We start from the raw sequence: 18522 nt of genomic DNA, 5'->3' as shown, positions 1-18522 counted from the left end.
GATAATTAACATTAACATCGACAAAAAACTTTCTAAAATTTGCTTAGATAAAGATAGATATTGAAATTTGCTGTTAAATTAGTCAGCTTACCGCCTCTGCTAAAGATGCCTTCTGGCAATCAAACCCCAGAAAACCAATCGCGTGAACTGATTGAATAAAAATTGCGTTAAGCGGGATAGTCTATCAACCTCAATGGCAGTTTAAAACTCCTTTCTAGCAAGAATTTACTAATATTAAGCCAGCACTATTTAACGGATATATCTTTTAATTACCTGATACTTTTTAAGAGATTAACTATCTCATCGGGGAATCTTTGCTGTAATTATTTATCGGATAATCGCGACAACAGAATCATAAAATTTTGCCTTACTTTTTGGGTATCGGGATGATTTTCTCCTAATCTTTCTTGATAAATAGCAATAGCTCTCACATACAACGGTTCCGCTTCTGCGTATCTGCCTTGGTATTTGTATAATTCTGCTAAATTATTGAGACTGGTAGCAACATCGGGATGGTTTTCTTCTAATAGCTGTTCTATCAGAGAAAGGGAGCGCTTATACAACGATTCTGCTTCTGCGTATTTGCCTTGGTATTTGTATAATAGTGCTAAATTATTGAGACTGTTAGCAAAATCGAGATTGTTTTCTCCTAATAGCTGTTCTATCATAGAAAGGGAGCGCTTATACAAGGGTTCCGCTTCTGCGTATCTGCCTTGGGAGCAGTATAATCCCGCTAAATTATTGAGACTGGTAGCAAAATAGAGATTGTTTTCTCCTAATAGCTGTTCTATCAGAGAAAGGCATCTCTTACACAAGGGTTCCGCTTCTATGTATCTGCCTTGACTGAGGTATAATTCTGCTAAATTATTGAGAATGTTAGCAAAATAGAGATTGTTTTCTCCTAATAGCTGTTCTATCAGAGAACGGGAGCGCTTATACAACGATTCTGCTTCTGCGTATTTGCCTTGACAGCGGTATAATCCCGCTAAATTATCGAGCCTAATAGCAAAATCGAGATTGTTTTCTCCTAATCGCTGTTTTATCAGAGAAAGGGAGTGCTTACACAACAGTTCTGCTTCTGCGTATCTGCCTTGGGATTTGTATAATAGTGCTAAATTATTGAGACTGCTAGCAAAATAGAGATTGTTTTCTCCTAAGCGAGATTGGATTTCTTCACAACATTTTGTTAAGGTAACTGCTGCTAAATTATATTCTCCCTGTCCCTTATAAAACAAAGCTACCCCAAGAAACACCTGAATTAAATTATCTTCCGGGTTGGGAATATCATCTAACATGGTTTGACTGACAAGTTGCAGATGGGGAATTGCGGGAGTTACCGCTGCAATAATCTCCCTTGTGGGGGTTTGCGGGATATTTTCGGCAATGGTTAACAAAGTTTCCACAAAAGCGCATCGATAAAGAGAATTTATCTCAGGAATTGCCTGTAATTGCTCTTGAAAAAATTCTCTCACGAGGGGATGAATCCGATAAAAAGAATAGTCCTCATCCACGGGTTGCATCAGATGAGAATTATCCAATTGTCCCCGCGCTTCTTCTAGTTCGCTTTCGGTAATTTCCGTGGATTTTGCCGTATCTTCTAGCAACGTCCAAGCAATAGCCACCGGTGCGAATAAACTCAACAGCATTGCCACTTTTTGAACAGCAGAACTTAAATCATCCCAACTGATTTTAATTGCGGCTGCTACCCCTAAATGTCCATAATCTCTGTGGTTTCTTTCCTTAGTTAAAGCAGTATGAGCTAAATTTAATTTATTGCGTAAATGGCTAAACTTTAAATGACGATTTTTGGCTAAATATTCCCCCACTAACTCCACTGCTAAAGTTAAGCGTCCTAAAATTTCGTGACAAATCTGTTCTACTAAAGCTTTTTCTTGCTCAACTTTAGCAGTACCAACAATTTTGGTTAATAATTCTACACATTTATCCAAGGGTAAAACATCTAAAGCTATAGACTTAAATTCCGTACTAAGACACCTTTCCCTAGTGGTGACTAATATCTTAATCCTAGAATCTTTTGGTAACATTCGATCGGGAATTCTGTCGATATTGGGGACATCATCGAGAATTAATAATAATTTTCCCTGCTGAGGTAGCCAATTTTGCCAATACCAGTCCACTTGTTTTTCTAAAGATTCTTTTTTCAATATTTCTGGTAAAGATAGATAGGGACCGGCTAATTTAACTATTTCTTCTGCTAAACCCGATAGTCGCAAGGATAACCAATATTGTGCCGCGTATTCCTGTTGGTATCGTTTCGCATATTCCAAAGCTAAAGCGGTTTTTCCTATTCCCCCTAACCCTTCCACCGCGCAAACAATCACCCCTTGTTCTGTTTGCAATTTCTGATGAATTAAGGTTAACTCATCTTCCCTCCCGACAAAATTAACCGTACTTTTGCCCACATTACTAGGTATAGAGGGAATACTTACTTTTTTAGACGATTTTTCACTCCTGCGATCACACGATTAAATGTGGGAAAATAACGCTTAAAAGTTGACTCAGTATCTAATTCCGCTTCGTAGGTCAGGGAAACAAAAGGGGGTATAGTAGATATGGCCGCTTTTAATTTGGCTGCTGCTGATCGCTCTGGTTGATTGAGTTTAGCCAGAATTTGGTTTAATGATTCTAAGATTTGTACAGAAGCAAGTTCAGGGGGTGGTTCTTTGGTAATTGCCGTCAATTCTGTGACAATTTCTGCTACCATTACCTCGGCATCAGGAAAAGATGCTTCTTGACTCTCGCTGGCGATTAAATCCCATTTTTCTCGTTCCAATTCTTTAATTTCTATGCGCTTATCGTTTATGCGTTGCTCCAAAAGAACTTTATCTTCTGAACGCGCAACTGTCCACGCATCGCGGATTCCCGCTAATTGTTCTTTTAAGCGTTGAATATTTTTATCGAGATTTTGTAATTCGTCAGTAGCCATGGGAAAATAAGCTTAAATTAGCCAATTAATTCAATTATGATCTATCCATCTAGAAATGTCATTCCTTTGGCTGTCCCCCACTCCCCAACACCCAACCCCCTCACGGATCACAGAAAAAGCCTAGCTCAATCTGGAAATTTTGATTATGATCATTAAGTAATTGACTTGTATTCGTGATATAGATTCAAAGGAGAGAAACGGTGTCCACAGAAGTCATCGAAAAGCGTTCCACAGCGACAATCCGTAAACCAGCACCGCGTTATCGCGTTTTACTCCACAATGACGACTTTAACTCGATGGAGTATGTGGTTCAGAGTTTAATGCAAACGATCGCCGGTATGACGCAACCCCAAGCAGTTGATATCATGATGGAAGCGCACACGAATGGTACAGCCTTGGTGATTACCTGCATCCAAGAACACGCGGAGTTTTACTGTGAAACCTTGAAAAATAAAGGTTTAACCAGCAGCATCGAACCCGATGAATAAAAGATTACGGGTAATTGCCACTTACCCAGTCCCCCTGCGACTGGGAATTTTTATTTTGCTCTTACTTTTTCTCTGGTTGCCGATCGCACTTCCCCTCTATCACTTTTTTGCCACTAATGCCAATCTTGTCTCAATTTTGACCCTTTCTGTTCTCTATCTGGAATTTTTGGGGTTATCCCATTGGTGGGGACGGACAATTTATGGTGATGAGGGATTAGCCGATTATGGGTTGATTTGGCGAAGAAAAACGCCGATCGAGTTAATTAACGGGTTAGCGATCGGTCTATTTTTCACTTTCTCGCTTTTTCTGTCCCAAGGGTTCCTAGGTTGGTTAAATTTCTTACCCGCAAATCCCCAAATCAGCAAAATCATCCTGGAGGGGTTTTTAGTCGCTTTAGCGGTGGGTTTTGCGGAAGAATTGCTATTTCGGGGCTGGTTACTGGGAGAATTAGAAAAGGATTATCGTCCCGCTATCGCTCTAGTGATTAGTGCCTTAATTTTCGCTCTTGCTCACTTTATTAAACCTTTAGCCGAAATTATCCGCACTTTTCCCCAATTTCCTGCCTTAGTCTTGCTAGGATTAATTCTCGGTTGGGCCAAACGCGCCTGTGGTGGTAATTTGGGTAAAAGTATCGGTCTGCACGCGGGTTTAGTCTGGGCATACTATATATTAAATGTGGGTCAGTTAATTAAATACACTGGTACTGTTCCCGATTGGTTAACTGGAATCGATAAAAATCCTTTAGCGGGAGTGATGGGTTTACTTTTCCTGACAATTCTCGCTATCTGGATCAGAAAAAAAGCAGTTTTGAGTGAACGATAGGGGATTAAATCAATTACGATAAAGGGGAAATTGCCCATGAGAGTTATAGCCGATGAATCGATTATTATCTTTTCTAGAATATCGCCCGCGTTTGCGTAATATCCTATCTTTTTGTTTCTCTCTTATCGTCATGCTGTTGATCGGTGTAGGCAAAGTCACAGCACAAGATTTAAATAATTCTACTCTGGATTTAGTTGCTAATCTCTGGATGTTAATAGCCGGCTCGTTAGTATTCTTTATGAATGCGGGTTTTGCCATGCTGGAAACGGGTTTTTGTCGTACTAATAACGCCACTAATGTCTTAGCTAAAAACCTAATTGTCTTCTGTGTTTCTGCCTTGGCTTATTGGATGTTTGGTTTCGGTTTCATGTTTGGTAATACATCTGAACTGGGAAATAGTTTCTTTGGTGGGACAGGATTTTTCTTGGAAATTTTAACCCCCAATAATCAATACAGTCAATTCCAAAAATTGTGGCCAGGTCGTTCAATTGCCACTTTATTTTTCTTTCAATTAACTTTTGCGGGAACTGCGGCGACCATTGTATCGGGAGCAGTGGCAGAAAGGGTTAAATTTTGGGCATTTTTGCTATTTAGTTTCTTTTTAGTTGCTTTTTCTTATTCTCTGACAGGACATTGGATTTGGTCATCGGAAGGATGGTTATATAACTTATTTAAGTTTCGAGATTTTGCCGGTTCAACGGTGGTGCATTCGGTGGGAGGAATGGCCGGATTAGTGGGTGCTTGGTTGCTAAAACCGAGAGATGGACGTTTTGGTTATAATCGCAAAACCGATAGTTATGAAGAAAAAGAAAGGGGAAGTTTTGCACCCCATCAGTTAGGATTTGCAACCCTTGGTTGCTTAATTCTTTGGTTAGGATGGTTTGGTTTTAATGGTGGTTCGGCGGTAAATTTGGATGATGTCCCCATGGCAATTACTACTACGATGATTGCCGCTGCTGCTGGGGGAGTTTTGGCATTAATTCTTAATCCTTTAATCGGTCGCAAAGCCAGTTTATCCACAATTATTAATGGCATTTTAGGGGGATTAGTGGGGATCACGGCATCATCAGGTTATGTTAATATCAGATCAGCTATTATCATTGGTGGCATTAGTGGCATTATTGTCTTATTAGGAGAAGAATTTTTAATTAAAACTAAAGTAATTGATGATCCAGTGGGAGCAATTCCAGTACATCTTTTTTGTGGTTTTTGGGGAACAATAGCGGTGGGGTTATTTAGTAATAAAGATGCGAGAGAATTTGCCAATGGATTAACACAGGATAGTCCTATATCTCAAGTCGCTTTTCAATTTTTTGGATGGATTGTAGTCATGGCATTTACTTTTATTTTTAGTTTAATTCTCTGGCTAATGATTGGCAATCTCCTCTATTATATGCAAATAATTGTTTTACGTCAAAAGAACCCACAGGTTAATTACTCTCATGTTAGAAGGAGTCAATCCTTCAATGTTTCTGACCTATTCTTTTTATTTTGGTCACGGGGAAGGGAAGGAATCCGAGTATCATTATCCGAGGAATTAACGGGTAGCGATGGGGTATTTAGTGATTGAAAAATTAATGTTTATTCAATAAGTTTTTGGCAATCTGGATTATCTTGCAAAGCTCGATCGATGCGCGATTTCCAATATCTGTCATTATGCCAACTTTTTGCCCAATATTGAGCTTCTTTAAAGTTATCAGAAGTTGGGGGGATTTTGCACAAAATTTCAAAACCACCTTCTCTACCCGGCACATTAGCCACAAAATTATTTTTAGCTAGTCCTACTGCTTGCTGAATTAACTTTAATTCAGTTAATTGAGTCCCACACTTTTCAGGAAACTGATCACCTTGTTTCCTTTTCAAGTCTTGCAGTTGTTGAATAGTCCTGTTTAAGCTAATATTAAAATCTCGTTTAGCACAAATTTCTGGAATACTAGGTGATGGTGAGGGTGTCTCCACGCCATTAGGAGTCTTGAATGACCAAAAAGTAAATCCAAGAAAGCCTAATAGTGCCAAGAGAGATAATATTTTAGTTAAACCAGCAGGAGAATTCTCCACATTAACCAATTTTTCTAATTCCTGTCTAACCCATTGAACATTAAATACTTCTTTATAAATTCGATTGGTAACTTCTAGATACTCATCATTTTTAATCACTAATTCTGCTTGCTGAAGTGCCAATTTTTCCGTTTTGTTATCAGCAAAGACTCCCCCCTGCTGCAAAATTTCTTGATAGATTTCTAATGTTGACCTAACATTTTTATCAGGAGTTAAGAGACTGTTTTGTATTTTCCAGAGATGGGCTGCCGCTTTATTTTTTAACCAATTTTCTACAATATTTTTCTGAATCAATTGTTCAATTTTTGGTTTTTCTTCTCCTTCCCGCAACTCATTTTTATTGTCGATTAGCAAACCGATAACTATTTTCGTTAACTCCAAGTTACCACCCGTCCAAGCTAGAATTTCCTCAATTAAAGCTGCTCTTTGATTCTCCTCAAATTTGGGCGTTAATTGTTTTTCAGCCAGTTGACGTGCTTGTCTTTGACGTGCTATCTGTGCTTTTCGTTTGGCTGCGATTTCACTTAACTCTAAAAAACGCTTTTCTGACTCATTAAGGTCTTGATTTTTACTCCAAGTTAAAGCTTCTTCTAAATCTTGATCATAAAGAAGTTTAGTGTCATCTTCTCCTGAATTTAACCAAACTTCGTACTTTTCAATGTATGGAGGGATTTTATTTAATTCCGTTGTCACCCAAGTTTCATTAAAAACATTTCTATAAATCTTATTATAAACTTTTAACTTTTGTCGGTCTTCAACTACCAATCCCGTTAAGCGTAATTCTATTTGATCAAGACTACCATCATCGGTAATTTCACCATTTCTTAAAATTTCTAGGTAAAGCTTCAGCATTCTTCTACCCGTGACACGCTTATTTAATAAACGATTCCGAATAGTTTTTAGGTGTTCTGGACTATCTTCAGATACCCAGTTACTAATTACTTGCGACTGGATAAAATCGCCGACATTAATCGGGGTTGCTGGGGATTCCTTGCCAAATCCAGGGCGAGATGTGGAGATTAAATGACAAATTTTTTGAGTTAAAAATGGTTGTCCACCTGTCCAGTCTATAACATCCTCTAAAACCCGTTGCGGTGCGATAACTTTGTCCTGCAATCCCTCGGCAAGTTTTTTGGCATCCTTTATAGTAAATCCAGATAATCGAATATCTTGACCAATATTAAAAGGACTACGATAATTATCTAGAATAAAGTTAGAAACTGCCGCTACCCCCAACATACAAAAGGTTAGACGTTGGTAATCCCTATTATGAGGACGTTTTTCATGACAGCTACGCAGCCAAGCAAAGAAATCATCTGTGGAAAATTTTAAACTCAGAACGCTATCAATTTCATCGAAACAGATAACAATAGGTTGGGATACTTCCTTTAAGAGAATGTCCTCAACAAATTCATCAAGACGATTAATAGCTGATTTATAGGCTCGTTCATCCCACCAAGTTTGCTCTTTTCCCCGAATAGAAAGATTGAAGCGTTTAACCAGTTGCTCAAATAATACTCGATACCAAATATCTTCGGAGATGTTTTTTCCTATACCACTCAAATGAATGGTAGCACAATCAATATTATCCTCTTGCAGTCGTTTTTGTGTCTGTACCCACAAACTTGATTTTCCCATCTGACGGGAATTTAACACATAGCAATACTGTCCATTTTTTAGATAGTCATAAAATATATCATCTGCTTCCCGCTTGATATAACTAGGTGCATCTAGGGGAACGCTGCCTCCAACATGATAAAAATTGGTCGCCATAGCATTAAAATTAGCAATTTGTCTGATTGGTTAAGTTCGATGAATAATTTAATCAAAGGTTATCTGTCCCTAAGCTAGTCCGCATTTAAGGTTCTGGGTTCGATGGGGGAACGGGGAACAGGTGAAAACGAATATTAGATTTAGATGTACAACAGTTTAACTCAATATATCGGATTTTAGGAGGATAGGCGATACCTAAAATAGTCGCTGTATAGTGGATAACGGGGTTGAACAGCATTCTGCACAAAGGTTACTAATCCTAAACTATGAAGTTGCCAATTAATTGTTGCACCTAAATCAACGGGAGAAGACGACTCTACAACCTTTTTCATTCCTGCTGCTAGGTTTGGATGTTCTTGTAAGTTTAGCAAATGTCCTCGCAAATGATCCCCATAAATCCCCGCTTCCTCGGCTGCTGTCTCTAAAAAATCTGCTAAAGACAGTTGTTTTTGGGTAATCCCATAAATCGCCTTTTGGATTAAATAGGGATGTCCCCCGACAAGATTAATTATTTTTTGCAGTTCATCTTTTCCCAAGTTAGCCTGATATTTATTGGCTAGAATCAAGACCTGTTCTAGAGTAAAATCAGGTAACAGGATTTCTGTTCCTACATTCACAGGAGATTTATTCAGGTCAGCAGGAACATAATTTTCTGTGGAATAGGTGATAATTAAGTGTAACTTTTGCCAAGTATTATTATTTTTTGCCTCCTCGTGCCAAAGACGAAATAAACTAAGGAAATCGTCAGCAACGCTGGTATAGGTAAAGAGACTATCTATCTCCTCTAAAACTAAAATTAGGGGTTTATCCAGCTTTTTGAGCAAATGGTCTTCAAAATAGGCAGTACAGCTATAAATTCCTAATCCTTCTTGCCATTTTTCCTGAAAGAGAGCTGCTAACCCTAATTTCTTGGAAATAATCAAAGCAAACCAAGAGAGCAATCGGTCTAAATCGCCGAGAATTCCTTTACTTGCTTGTAAAAAACTGAAACTGACGGTTTTATACTCTCTTTTGTCAACTTGACTCAAAATTCTATCGACTAATAGGGTTTTACCCATCCCCTTGGCTGATTTAATCCGCAATAATGAACCTGCTTGACTCACCGTCTCCAGACAAAGCTGTTCCACTGGAGGACGTTCAACATACTTGGAAAAATCCGCAGCCCGGTTTTCTCCCTCATCCTCAGACATGGCAGCAGCTGTTTCCTCCAACTCATCCCAGTCAGCGATTTCTCGATAATCAAGGCCTAATTTTTGACAAATTTCAAAAAAATTGAGATTACTAATCGGTTTACCGTTAAGAAAAAGGCTAATAGTCGATTTTGCGAACCCTAACTCCTCAGCAAGCAGCTGTTGAGTTGCGTAACCATTGAGTTTAACTGCTTGTTTGACTCTAGGGATATATTCTGATTTTACTTTAAGCGATCGCCCCATAACCGTCAAGATTATTGAAAAATGAATGACAACCTAATCTTATCTCAAATAAATCAAACGTATCTCAGACATTTACTCAAACGTATCACAAAAAACTCAGACATATCTCAGACATGAACTTAGAGAGTGTCAGTCATGAACTCAGAGAGTGATGGATTTAACTATTTGGACTTATCTCAGTCATTCCATACTTATAAAATCAGTAGAGTGTCAGTCATTAACTCAGAGAGTAATGGATTTAAATATAAAATGTGTTTATGGAGGATTCAAAATGGGTTCTTTAAAAAAATATCTATCTTTAGGGCTTATTGTCGCCCTATTGCTTTTTGCGGGAGATAATCTCGAAATTGAACGAGCAAAATCAACTAATATGATCGATATTTTAGAGCTTGTTGTGCAGGCTCTAAAAATACTCGAGGAATAAGCTAATAGTACGCTATACGCCCCTACACTGGGTGCAATGTAGGGGCGCAACGTGGTCAGTGAGTTGATCGAACTGCTTGCGCCCATAATGTAAGATTGTGAACATTTTTCACCAAAAAGTAACTGGTGGGCATAATCCTATACTATAATCAGTACAGTCATGAACTAGGCTCCTGTCCATCTGACTTGATTGACGTTTTATCTAATTTGGTTTATACCCCTCAGCAACATTCCTAAATTTATTGGAATTTTATGGCTAAAACAACTGATACCAATTATTTAACCTCCGCGGAGAAGTCTCTTTTATCTGATTTACTCAAAGTTAGGGCTGCCACTGCCTTGAGCTTTGAAATTGAAACAGATAGAATTGGAGAAGCTGACTTACAAGATAAATTAGAAAAACTAGCGGACAAAGGCTATATCAAAGTCAATAAAGAAGAAAGCTACAAAATCTTTACTCCCACTTGGAAAACTCGTCGGCTGAGGGTAAATGGTATTTTGTAGTCAGTTTCTAACGGAATTAGACAAGTTTCCTTTTTTCAGTTCATTCACCCATTACCTATTTTTGGTAGATTCTCAGACAACTGCTGCCACCGATCTTTTCAGCGAAATACGGAAACTTCTGGGAGAAGATCGGTGGCCTTTTGTCGTGACTGCGATAATTATTGGAGTAGCAGTTGAAACTGGAAGTAGCTATTTCTCAGCTTTTAGGATTCGTCATTTATTTCCCGATTTAAAAAAGGATTTTTTAAATACTTTTGTTAGGTTATTAATTCTCAAAGTTCTTATATCAATACTCTTATACCTTTTTATTCAATTTATATTTTCTCTATTAAGCTCAATCGAGGATAATGTATATGTTGGTTTAATCATTGCTCTGGTCTTCGGTTTTATTATTAGTTCCTTAAACCCTAATTTAGAACAAATCGACCAAGTAACGGGTGGATTTAGCCTATCGACAATTAATCCTGTCTCCAGTCTGATCAAAAAGCTATTAGAGTTGTACCAAGGATTTCAAATATCTATTATTAAGCCTTTAGATACGAAACTGCTAAAGAAGAGAACCAGCCTATATAATTCTATCAAGCCTAGATTTAATTGTTTTCAAATAGTTACTCTTCAGGAATACATCCAAGAATTAATCAGTAGATTTACCCTGAAAGAAACGCAAGAGAAATATCAAGGAAGATTAAACGCTATCATCGGGGGAAATTTTAGTGACGAGGATAAGAGAAAAAGATTAATATGGTTATTATTTGATATTATGAGTCCTGAAGAGATCAATAAAATTAGAAATCACCCAGATCAATCAGAAATTTTAATAAGACTGGGAGAAATAGAACAGGGGAATAGTACGATAAATTAAACGTCGGCCAGTTAATTAAATACAATTGTACTGTTTATGATCGATTAACTGGAATCGATAAAAATCCTTGAGGGGGAGTGATGGGTTGACTTTTCCTGACAATTCTCACCATCTGGACCAGAAAAAAAGTAACCGATGTAAAACCGAGCAGTTAGACTGTCTTCTCTCCCTGACAGGTGTTTTGAGGGGTTTTTTCGCCCATAAGTATTAAGGGGTATGCTGCCGATATGTCCGATGAATGACAATTTTCTAGCGATCGAGCCTTTCCACTACGGAAATTCGAGTTTATTATAAAAAGAAATCCTCTCTCAGGTAAGAGCGGTAGTATGGCTTACTCGACACAGCAGTTAATTGAAATCCTCGATCGAGAAATGCACGCCACTTGCAAAGGGGAACGTCTGTTACTCTCTCCGGCGGAGCGCATTGATAATCCGGTGATTGCCAAGGCGATCAATCTAGAAAAGGTGGGCAAAGTCTTCGCCTATCAGGATTTTCGCCGTCAAGTTCACGATTATCAACAAAAATATCAGGTTTCGGGCATTATCTGGCGTGTTTGTCAATGGGGCGATCGCACTCTTCGTTATCCCGAAATTCATAATCAATTAGTTCCCGTCGCGGGTGACAAGGAAATTCTCATGGCTGCCAAAGCTTCCGTTTTAGAGTTTTGGAACAGTATCACCCCTAATATGAATTTTTGGTGGGCGCTTAACTCCCGTCCTCCCATTTCTGCCGATTCTCTAGCTGAATTAGTCGCCCAGTCCGAATGGGCGGAGTTAGATGTGGCGCGTACAGAATTATATCTCGGCCTCTGTTGGGGTAATCCTTTAGAACACCAGTATCAATGGGCGCAACCCTTTTCCGGTTGTCATCGCATTATCGCAGCCGTCGATGAACCTAGTTCGATTAAGGTATAAAGGACTTCCAAAAACTAAACCATTCATTCATTCTATTGTAGCCATTGATATCAAAACAGGTGTTTTTGAATTAACAAAAGATATCCTCACAGCTTTCGATCAACTTTTAACCCGATTTTTACAAGAGTTCTTATCTAGTCTTAAATTAGCAAAAGTTGCCAAAAATTAGGGAAAAAGCTCATTGATAAACTGCGCTATCTTCTAGCTTATGTGTGTCAAGAAATCAGCTTTTTACACTAGATAGATAAAGTCATAAAATGTTAACAAATGTTGTCGAAATGGGATGTTTCTACCGCTAAATGTTAAATTTTATTACAGGATGCAACATTTGTGGTCTAGATGGATTTAGATTATCAAAATAAATGGCCAATTAAATACCCTCTTTATCTGATTTGCCCTACCATCACCTCAGTTATTAGTTATCGGTGAAGATTGTTAAGTAAACGGTAATGTTTCCCCATGACGGATTTAATTCTACAAAATCGTTACAAAGTCCTGCGATTAATTGCCGATGGTGGTTTCGGAGAGACTTTTTTGGCAGAAGATAGCCAAATGCCTTCAAAACGTCTCTGTCTGATTAAACAGCTAAAACCGATTAATGATAATCCCCAGGTTCACAATCTTGTCAAAGAAAGATTTGAGCGAGAAGCGGCTATCCTAGAAAAATTGAGCGAAAATAGTCCTCAAATTCCCAAACTGTACGCTTATTTTGAGGAAAATAATCAATTTTATTTAGTCGAGGAATTTATCGAGGGGGAAACTCTCAGCCAAAGAATACAGAGTAAAGGAGTTTTTAGCGATGATCAAGTCAAAGAGATTTTAGTTAGTATTCTACAGGTTTTAATTTATGTTCACGGACAAAAAATTATCCATCGAGATATAAAACCCGATAATATCATTCTACGGATTTATGATAATTTACCGATCCTAATTGATTTTGGTGCGGTTAAAGAAACTATGGGAACGGTGGTTTCTAATTCGGGCCATTCTCTTAATTCTATTGTTATCGGTACTCCGGGTTTTATGCCATCAGAACAGGCGATCGGTCGTCCGGTTTATAGTAGTGATCTCTACGCTTTAGGATTGACGGCTATTTATCTACTAACCGGCAAAACTCCTGAAATGTTAGAGAGCGATCCGATGACAGGAAAAATTTATTGGCGGCAGTTCGCTTTAAATACTAATATCAGTTTAGCAGCCGTGCTAGATAAAACTATTTCACTGCGCTCTAACGAACGTTATTTAACCGCAAAAGAGATGTTAGAAGCGCTACAAAATACCCCATCAATTGTAGCAACAAATATCGTTGTCCCCACTCCTACTCCCGCTCCTACTCAAGTAATTTCTCCTGTAACTTCAAAACCTGTTTCTAATCCCCGCACTTTACCTGAATGGGTGAAAGCGATAATTATAGGGAGTATGATCGGTACTGGCATTTTAGGTGGTTTTGTCTTAAGTCATTATCTCTCAAATTCTTCTGGAGATAAATCAATTTCTCCGTCACCTTCCCCAGAGAATCAAGACTCAGATATTACCATTAATAATGAGTTTCCTAAACCTGTCTGTGGAGATGAGAATATCACCGATACTTACTATAAAGTTGTAGTAACTGACGAGGATAGTTTAGAGAGAGTGAAAAATAACTTTTGTCGCGATGCTGTTGTTAATGATGGTAATATTCAGGTGGCAACTTTTAGTGACTTAAATCGCGCTCAAGATTTACAAAGGCAACTAATTAAATACTTTAATCAAGTTAAAATCACCCAAGGTGTCATCGATACCTCACCGGATACTGAACCCGTCTATTCACCCGTTCCTCAACGGACAGTTAACTCTATTTCTCGTTCAGAAGCGGTGGATTTAATCGAGCGCTGGTTAAAGGCAAAAAGAGATATTTTCGGTTCATCCCATCAAACCTACTTAGGAGAAGAATTACTTACAGGTAAAGCTTATGATTACAACATAAAGCGCTCTGATGGTCAAGAAAGTTCTTCCGAATGGTTAGCTAATAATGGCTCTTATTATATCTATGGAGTTCAGAGAATAGATTCAGTTAATAATTTTACAGCCTCTGGGGATCAAGCTACAGTGGATGTGGTGGTTACTGAAGAAAGAACCCTCTATAACAATCAGGGTAAAATTGATCGAAAAAATAGTGCTTTTAGCACTTCATTGGTTCGCTATAATCTCCAAAATGATCAGGGACGATGGAAAATAGCTCAATATAGAACCATTAAAAATTTAGCTCGTAGATAAGTTGAATTAATCACAAAGTAGAAACAAAAAAATGAAAAATAACTCAGATAACAAAAAAACAGAGACATCTAACTACAATTATGAATACCATACTGGTATATCAGATATAAAGTTTCTGTTTATATCTAGCTTAGTAGCGATGACTTTTGCTGTGGTCGGTTTTTTAATCTTCAATCAATCTCAGAAAACAACAAATGTAATTGATGATAAGCCCTCTATATCTTACAGAAAATCTCCTGAGTCAATAATTAATAAAACCCCAGATATACCCACAATGAAAACTCCTATCACTTCGCAAACTGAACTTAATAATCAACAAATTGCCTTGCCATCTTTGCCTATTCCTGATAATAATAATCGTATCAATTTTCAAAAAACGTTTATTTATACTCCCGATAGACCGCCAAATTTTAAGCGGAACGACCAACTACAATCTATTATTAAAAATGTCACTGATTATGTTGCAGAGAATAACTTACCAACTGAGAAATTATCAATTAGCTTAATAGATTTTAAAACCAATAGTAGCGAAAATTATCAAGGAAATATAGGAAGATTTCCCGCTAGTGTTGTCAAGCTTTTTTGGCTAGTCGCTCTGTACGGTTATGTTAATTATCATCAAGGAGATATAGGAGAATATACTATTGAAATTCAAGAAATGATCGGAAAGTCAGACAATGAAGAATCAAGTAATATTGTTGATGCTATTACTGGAGCAAAATCAAATAATAAAAATATGAGCCAGTCGGAGTATCAAGAGTGGTTAAAAAAAAGAAATGTACTTAATCAATATTTTGTCGATGCAGGTTATAGTGGTATCAATATTAACCAAAAAACCTATCCCATTCCTTCTAAAAAAATGTTTAAACCCCAGGGTGCTGATTTAAAAATGAGAGGCAATGATCCTAAAAGTCCGATTAGAAATAAAATTACAACTGAACAAGCTGCTAGATTAATGTATGAAATTATTACAGGACAAGCTATATCGCCCGAATCTAGTCAGGAGATGCGATACTATTTGAACAGAATAAACATGATGCAAGATGGCAGCTGGAAAAGTATTGACCCGAATCAAGGTCAAGGTCATTTTAATCCAATTAAAGGATTTTTTGGTGAATATTTTGCCAACAGTGACCCTAAAAATATCCAAGAATTTGCTTCTAAAGCTGGTTGGACAAGTGACAGTCGTAGTGAGGTAGCTTATATTAATGATGGTCAAGTTGCTTATATTTTAGCTGTGTTTACCCAAGATGCTGCCTACGCTCAAAATTGGCAAATTTTCCCAAAAATTTCTGAATTAGTCTATCAAAAAATGCAGCAAATACACTCAAAGTATAACACCCCCTAACATCTTTTCCCAATTCTTACTTTAGCAATCCTGAAGATAAAAGTATCCTAACCGATTCTATTCAGAATCATCATTATAAATATCTTGGAGAGTTTTATTTTCGTAGCGTTCCTGATCTTGATTTTTGCCGCGACGGGAAGGACGACGATATTTTTTATTAGCTAATTTGGGTTCGTAGGTTTCTTGACCTGCTTCTTTAATTTTTAACTTTAAACTTGACTCTTTTGTGCTGGTTTTCTGTAATGTCTGTTCTCGTGCGATCGCTTCTTCTAAAAACTCTAAATAATGTTGGTAACGTTCCCAATCTCCCCTAACCACACAGTTAGGTTCCCGACGGTGAGTACAATCATTAAATTGACAATTTCCCAAAGCTAAACGCTCTCTCACTTCCGGAAAATAAAAAGTTAATTGTTCCGGTGAACAGTTAATATCCGGTTGGTTAAAACCCGGACTATCGGCCAATAAACCCCGATTTGGTAAAGCAAATAACTCCACATGACGGGTGGTGTGACGACCTTTTTGCAGTTTTCCCGACACATCCCCCACCCGTTGATTAATCTCAGGAATTAGACAATTAATTAAACTCGATTTTCCCACCCCGGACGGACCGGCCAAGAGAGTGATTTTATGGTTTAATTGTGCCAATAAAGCCTCAAATCCCCGATTTTTCTCGACACTGACAAAAAAGGGCCGGTATCCCCAACCAGCTAGGCGATCGCCCCAGAGTTCTATTTGTTCCGCTTCCCCCAGATCGATTTTATTGACACAGACGGCAATTTCTAAGCCTGTGGACTCGGCTTTTACCAAAAAACGACTGATCAGCCAAGGATCGAGGACGGGTTCAGCAAGGGCAAAAACTAGCAAAATCTGCTCGATATTAGCAACGGCTGGCCGATCGATCTCGGTACTGCGGGGGAGGACTTCTGCGATTGCACCCTGTTGATCGCCAAAATTGGCTTCCTCCACGCGCACCCGATCACCAACCATGACCGACTGACCGATTTTTTGCAAGCGAGCGCGACGGGTACAGAGAAGATTCTCGCCCATAACGGCAGAATCCAAGCGTACCTGATAGAAATTTGCCTGTACGGCCACCACTGTGCCGTATAAATCGGTTAATTGTGCATCTACCATTTAGGAATCGGGGCGATAGACTTTGAGAACAAAAAAGCTATCTCGGTCCTCGATCGATTCTATCTGATAACCCTCCACTGTCAGGCTAGTGGGAACCTGTTCGATCGGTTCCCCGGCATCTAACCAGACTTCCAACCGTTCCCCGGCGGTCATTTTCTCTAATTGCAATTTTGTCCGGACAAAATTAATCGGGCAGGGAGTGCCGCGCAGGTCTAAAGTCATAGTTATTTATGGAAGATATTACCTAAAAATCCCTCGATGCCGCCTTTCCCCACGGTTTCCCCGCGAACTTTTGCCAATTTTTCCAGTAAATCCCGTTCTTCTCCAGTGACACGGGTAGGAATCGAGATTTTAACGGTAATACGATGATCACCGCGGCTGACGGGATTACCTAATTTGGGAACCCCTTTACTTTCTAAAATCAGTACGGTGTTCGGTTGAGTACCGGCTGGGATAATCAGGTCTTCTTGGCCATCTACCGTATTAACTTTAATAGTACATCCTAAAATCGCTTGGATATAACTAATCGAGATATTCGATTTAATATCATTGCCTTCCCGTTGAAATTCTGCATCTGTTTCCACGGTTAGATAAACGAATAAATCCCCCGGCGGCCCGCCTTTCAGTCCTGCGTCTCCTTCCCGGGCAACGCGCAACTTCATGCCGTTGTCAACCCCTGCGGGGATGGTAATTTTCAGTTTTTTGGTTTCCTGTTTACGTCCAGAGCCGCCGCAAACATCGCATTTTTCCTCGATCACTTCTCCCGCACCGTCACAGGTGGGACAGACCGAAACCTGAGCAAAAGTACCGAAGGGAGTACGGGTGGCGCGACGCACCTGACCAGTACCATTGCAAGTAGTACAAGTACGAGAACCAGTCCCCGGTCTGGCCCCACTGCCTTTACAGGTTTGACAGGTTTCCAGATGACGGATGCGGATTTCCTTTTCGCCGCCAAAGACCGCCTCGCGGAATTTTAGTTTAAAATCGAGACGTAGATCCTCGCCCCGGGTAGGGCCTGTGCGTCGGCGGGCCGTTGTTTGGCCGCCCATACCCCCAAAACCACTAAAGATTGTCTCAAATATATCGGCGAAACCGCCCATATTGTCGGGATCAAAACCGGCAGCGCCCCCAGAAACCCCGGCCTCACCAAAGCGGTCATAACGATTGCGGGTTTCTGGTTCCGAGAGAATTTCGTAGGCGCGGTTAATTTCTTTGAAGTGTTCTTCGGCTCCCGGTTCTTTGTTAACATCGGGGTGGTATTTTCGGGCGAGACGACGATAGGCGCGTTTGATGTCTTCTTTGCCGGCATCTCGCGAGACACCTAGAATTTCGTAGTAATCAGTGGGCATAGGGGGCTATGGTTCTGCTGGCAATTTATAAATAAAGTTTAAGTCTAGTTGTTACTTTAACAAACTATACATAGTAGTTTAGTTGGGTTATCCCTACTATTTTTGCTGGGGGTGAGGGGTTGGGAAGTGGGAAGTGGGAAGTGGGAAGTGGGGTGTGGGGTGTGGGGAGAAGGGGAGAAAAAAGCTGATAACTGATAACTGATTACTGAT

At 39.1% G+C, this 18522-nt stretch carries 16 protein-coding genes; 9 read left to right on the top strand and 7 right to left on the bottom strand.

The genetic code is table 11. From position 1 onward, the window contains the following. Positions 1-323: 323 nt before the first annotated feature. Together ACQY1Y_RS23485 and ACQY1Y_RS23480 are read right to left on the bottom strand one after the other, a co-directional pair. Positions 324-2423, bottom strand: coding sequence for a tetratricopeptide repeat protein (locus tag ACQY1Y_RS23485; protein ID WP_430013672.1), 2100 nt, complete (start codon positions 2421-2423; stop codon positions 324-326). A 23-nt stretch (positions 2424-2446) separates the two neighbouring features. Then, positions 2447-2947 carry a hypothetical protein gene (locus tag ACQY1Y_RS23480; RefSeq protein WP_430013671.1) on the bottom strand — a complete coding sequence of 167 codons (501 nt, stop codon included), beginning with the start codon at positions 2945-2947 and terminating at the stop codon, positions 2447-2449. Between the two features lie 200 nt (positions 2948-3147). Between ACQY1Y_RS23480 and clpS the strand changes: the two genes are divergently transcribed. Genes clpS through ACQY1Y_RS23465 form a run of 3 tightly spaced genes read left to right on the top strand, consistent with a single transcriptional unit; the run spans position 3148 to position 5828 of the window. Beyond that, positions 3148-3435, top strand: a complete 288-nt coding sequence (gene clpS / locus ACQY1Y_RS23475; RefSeq protein WP_002738526.1) for an ATP-dependent Clp protease adapter ClpS — start codon at positions 3148-3150, stop codon at positions 3433-3435. Continuing rightward, positions 3428-4258 (top strand): CPBP family intramembrane glutamic endopeptidase, encoded by an 831-nt coding sequence (locus ACQY1Y_RS23470; RefSeq protein WP_430013670.1) that lies wholly within the window; start codon positions 3428-3430, stop codon positions 4256-4258. The genes clpS and ACQY1Y_RS23470 overlap by 8 nt, the downstream gene beginning before the upstream one ends. 52 nt (positions 4259-4310) lie before the next feature. After that, positions 4311-5828 carry an ammonium transporter gene (locus ACQY1Y_RS23465; RefSeq protein WP_430013669.1) on the top strand — a complete coding sequence of 506 codons (1518 nt, stop codon included), beginning with the start codon at positions 4311-4313 and terminating at the stop codon, positions 5826-5828. An 11-nt stretch (positions 5829-5839) separates the two neighbouring features. On the opposite strand, the gene ACQY1Y_RS23460 is transcribed toward ACQY1Y_RS23465, so the two are convergent. Further along, complete coding sequence (locus ACQY1Y_RS23460; RefSeq protein ID WP_430013668.1) at positions 5840-8089, bottom strand: AAA-like domain-containing protein; 2250 nt, start codon at positions 8087-8089, stop codon at positions 5840-5842. Between the two features lie 176 nt (positions 8090-8265). Next, positions 8266-9522, bottom strand: coding sequence for an AAA-like domain-containing protein (locus ACQY1Y_RS23455; protein ID WP_430013667.1), 1257 nt, complete (start codon positions 9520-9522; stop codon positions 8266-8268). Positions 9523-9673: 151 nt separating this feature from the next. Between ACQY1Y_RS23455 and ACQY1Y_RS23450 the strand changes: the two genes are divergently transcribed. The 6 genes from ACQY1Y_RS23450 (at position 9674) to ACQY1Y_RS23425 (ending at position 15829) form a co-directional block, all read left to right on the top strand. Next, positions 9674-9946, top strand: a complete 273-nt coding sequence (locus ACQY1Y_RS23450) for a hypothetical protein (RefSeq protein WP_430013666.1) — start codon at positions 9674-9676, stop codon at positions 9944-9946. A gap of 251 nt (positions 9947-10197) precedes the next feature. Next, on the top strand, positions 10198-10449 hold the full coding sequence (locus ACQY1Y_RS23445) for a hypothetical protein (RefSeq protein WP_430013665.1): 252 nt from the start codon (positions 10198-10200) through the stop codon (positions 10447-10449). Then, positions 10436-11311 carry a hypothetical protein gene (locus ACQY1Y_RS23440; protein ID WP_430013664.1) on the top strand — a complete coding sequence of 292 codons (876 nt, stop codon included), beginning with the start codon at positions 10436-10438 and terminating at the stop codon, positions 11309-11311. Before ACQY1Y_RS23445 ends, ACQY1Y_RS23440 begins: the two co-directional genes overlap by 14 nt. A 326-nt stretch (positions 11312-11637) precedes the next feature. Then, positions 11638-12225, top strand: coding sequence for a hypothetical protein (locus ACQY1Y_RS23435; RefSeq protein ID WP_002739207.1), 588 nt, complete (start codon positions 11638-11640; stop codon positions 12223-12225). 459 nt (positions 12226-12684) lie between these two features. Further along, positions 12685-14481: a protein kinase domain-containing protein gene (locus ACQY1Y_RS23430; RefSeq protein ID WP_430013663.1), complete on the top strand. Its 1797-nt coding sequence runs from the start codon at positions 12685-12687 to the stop codon at positions 14479-14481. A gap of 31 nt (positions 14482-14512) precedes the next feature. After that, positions 14513-15829 carry a serine hydrolase gene (locus tag ACQY1Y_RS23425; protein WP_430013662.1) on the top strand — a complete coding sequence of 439 codons (1317 nt, stop codon included), beginning with the start codon at positions 14513-14515 and terminating at the stop codon, positions 15827-15829. Between the two features lie 57 nt (positions 15830-15886). On the opposite strand, the gene rsgA is transcribed toward ACQY1Y_RS23425, so the two are convergent. Genes rsgA through dnaJ form a run of 3 tightly spaced genes read right to left on the bottom strand, consistent with a single transcriptional unit; the run spans position 15887 to position 18312 of the window. Continuing rightward, positions 15887-16963 carry a small ribosomal subunit biogenesis GTPase RsgA gene (gene rsgA, locus ACQY1Y_RS23420; protein ID WP_430013661.1) on the bottom strand — a complete coding sequence of 359 codons (1077 nt, stop codon included), beginning with the start codon at positions 16961-16963 and terminating at the stop codon, positions 15887-15889. Then, entirely contained in the window at positions 16964-17185 is a 222-nt protein-coding gene (locus ACQY1Y_RS23415) for a sulfurtransferase TusA family protein (protein WP_002738399.1), read from the bottom strand. A gap of 2 nt (positions 17186-17187) precedes the next feature. Then, positions 17188-18312, bottom strand: a complete 1125-nt coding sequence (gene dnaJ / locus ACQY1Y_RS23410) for a molecular chaperone DnaJ (RefSeq protein ID WP_002792864.1) — start codon at positions 18310-18312, stop codon at positions 17188-17190. Positions 18313-18522 lie beyond the last annotated feature (210 nt).

Source organism: Microcystis ichthyoblabe FBCC-A1114, assembly GCF_050500245.1.
Lineage (GTDB): Bacteria > Cyanobacteriota > Cyanobacteriia > Cyanobacteriales > Microcystaceae > Microcystis > Microcystis ichthyoblabe_A.
This window is presented reverse-complemented; position numbering and strand designations above follow the sequence as displayed.

Excerpts from the sequence above, each read along its gene's own strand:
- ACQY1Y_RS23425 (WP_430013662.1), top strand. The coding sequence starts at position 14,513 with ATGAAAAATAACTCAGATAACAAAAAAACAGAGACATCTAACTACAAT.
- ACQY1Y_RS23450 (WP_430013666.1), top strand. The coding sequence starts at position 9,674 with ATGGATTTAACTATTTGGACTTATCTCAGTCATTCCATACTTATAAAA.
- rsgA (WP_430013661.1), bottom strand. The coding sequence starts at position 16,963 with ATGGTAGATGCACAATTAACCGATTTATACGGCACAGTGGTGGCCGTA.
- dnaJ (WP_002792864.1), bottom strand. The coding sequence starts at position 18,312 with ATGCCCACTGATTACTACGAAATTCTAGGTGTCTCGCGAGATGCCGGC.
- ACQY1Y_RS23455 (WP_430013667.1), bottom strand. The coding sequence starts at position 9,522 with ATGGGGCGATCGCTTAAAGTAAAATCAGAATATATCCCTAGAGTCAAA.
- ACQY1Y_RS23435 (WP_002739207.1), top strand. The coding sequence starts at position 11,638 with ATGGCTTACTCGACACAGCAGTTAATTGAAATCCTCGATCGAGAAATG.
- ACQY1Y_RS23440 (WP_430013664.1), top strand. The coding sequence starts at position 10,436 with ATGGTATTTTGTAGTCAGTTTCTAACGGAATTAGACAAGTTTCCTTTT.
- ACQY1Y_RS23445 (WP_430013665.1), top strand. The coding sequence starts at position 10,198 with ATGGCTAAAACAACTGATACCAATTATTTAACCTCCGCGGAGAAGTCT.
- ACQY1Y_RS23470 (WP_430013670.1), top strand. The coding sequence starts at position 3,428 with ATGAATAAAAGATTACGGGTAATTGCCACTTACCCAGTCCCCCTGCGA.
- ACQY1Y_RS23480 (WP_430013671.1), bottom strand. The coding sequence starts at position 2,947 with ATGGCTACTGACGAATTACAAAATCTCGATAAAAATATTCAACGCTTA.
- ACQY1Y_RS23460 (WP_430013668.1), bottom strand. The coding sequence starts at position 8,089 with ATGGCGACCAATTTTTATCATGTTGGAGGCAGCGTTCCCCTAGATGCA.
- ACQY1Y_RS23415 (WP_002738399.1), bottom strand. The coding sequence starts at position 17,185 with ATGACTTTAGACCTGCGCGGCACTCCCTGCCCGATTAATTTTGTCCGG.
- ACQY1Y_RS23430 (WP_430013663.1), top strand. The coding sequence starts at position 12,685 with ATGACGGATTTAATTCTACAAAATCGTTACAAAGTCCTGCGATTAATT.
- ACQY1Y_RS23465 (WP_430013669.1), top strand. The coding sequence starts at position 4,311 with ATGAATCGATTATTATCTTTTCTAGAATATCGCCCGCGTTTGCGTAAT.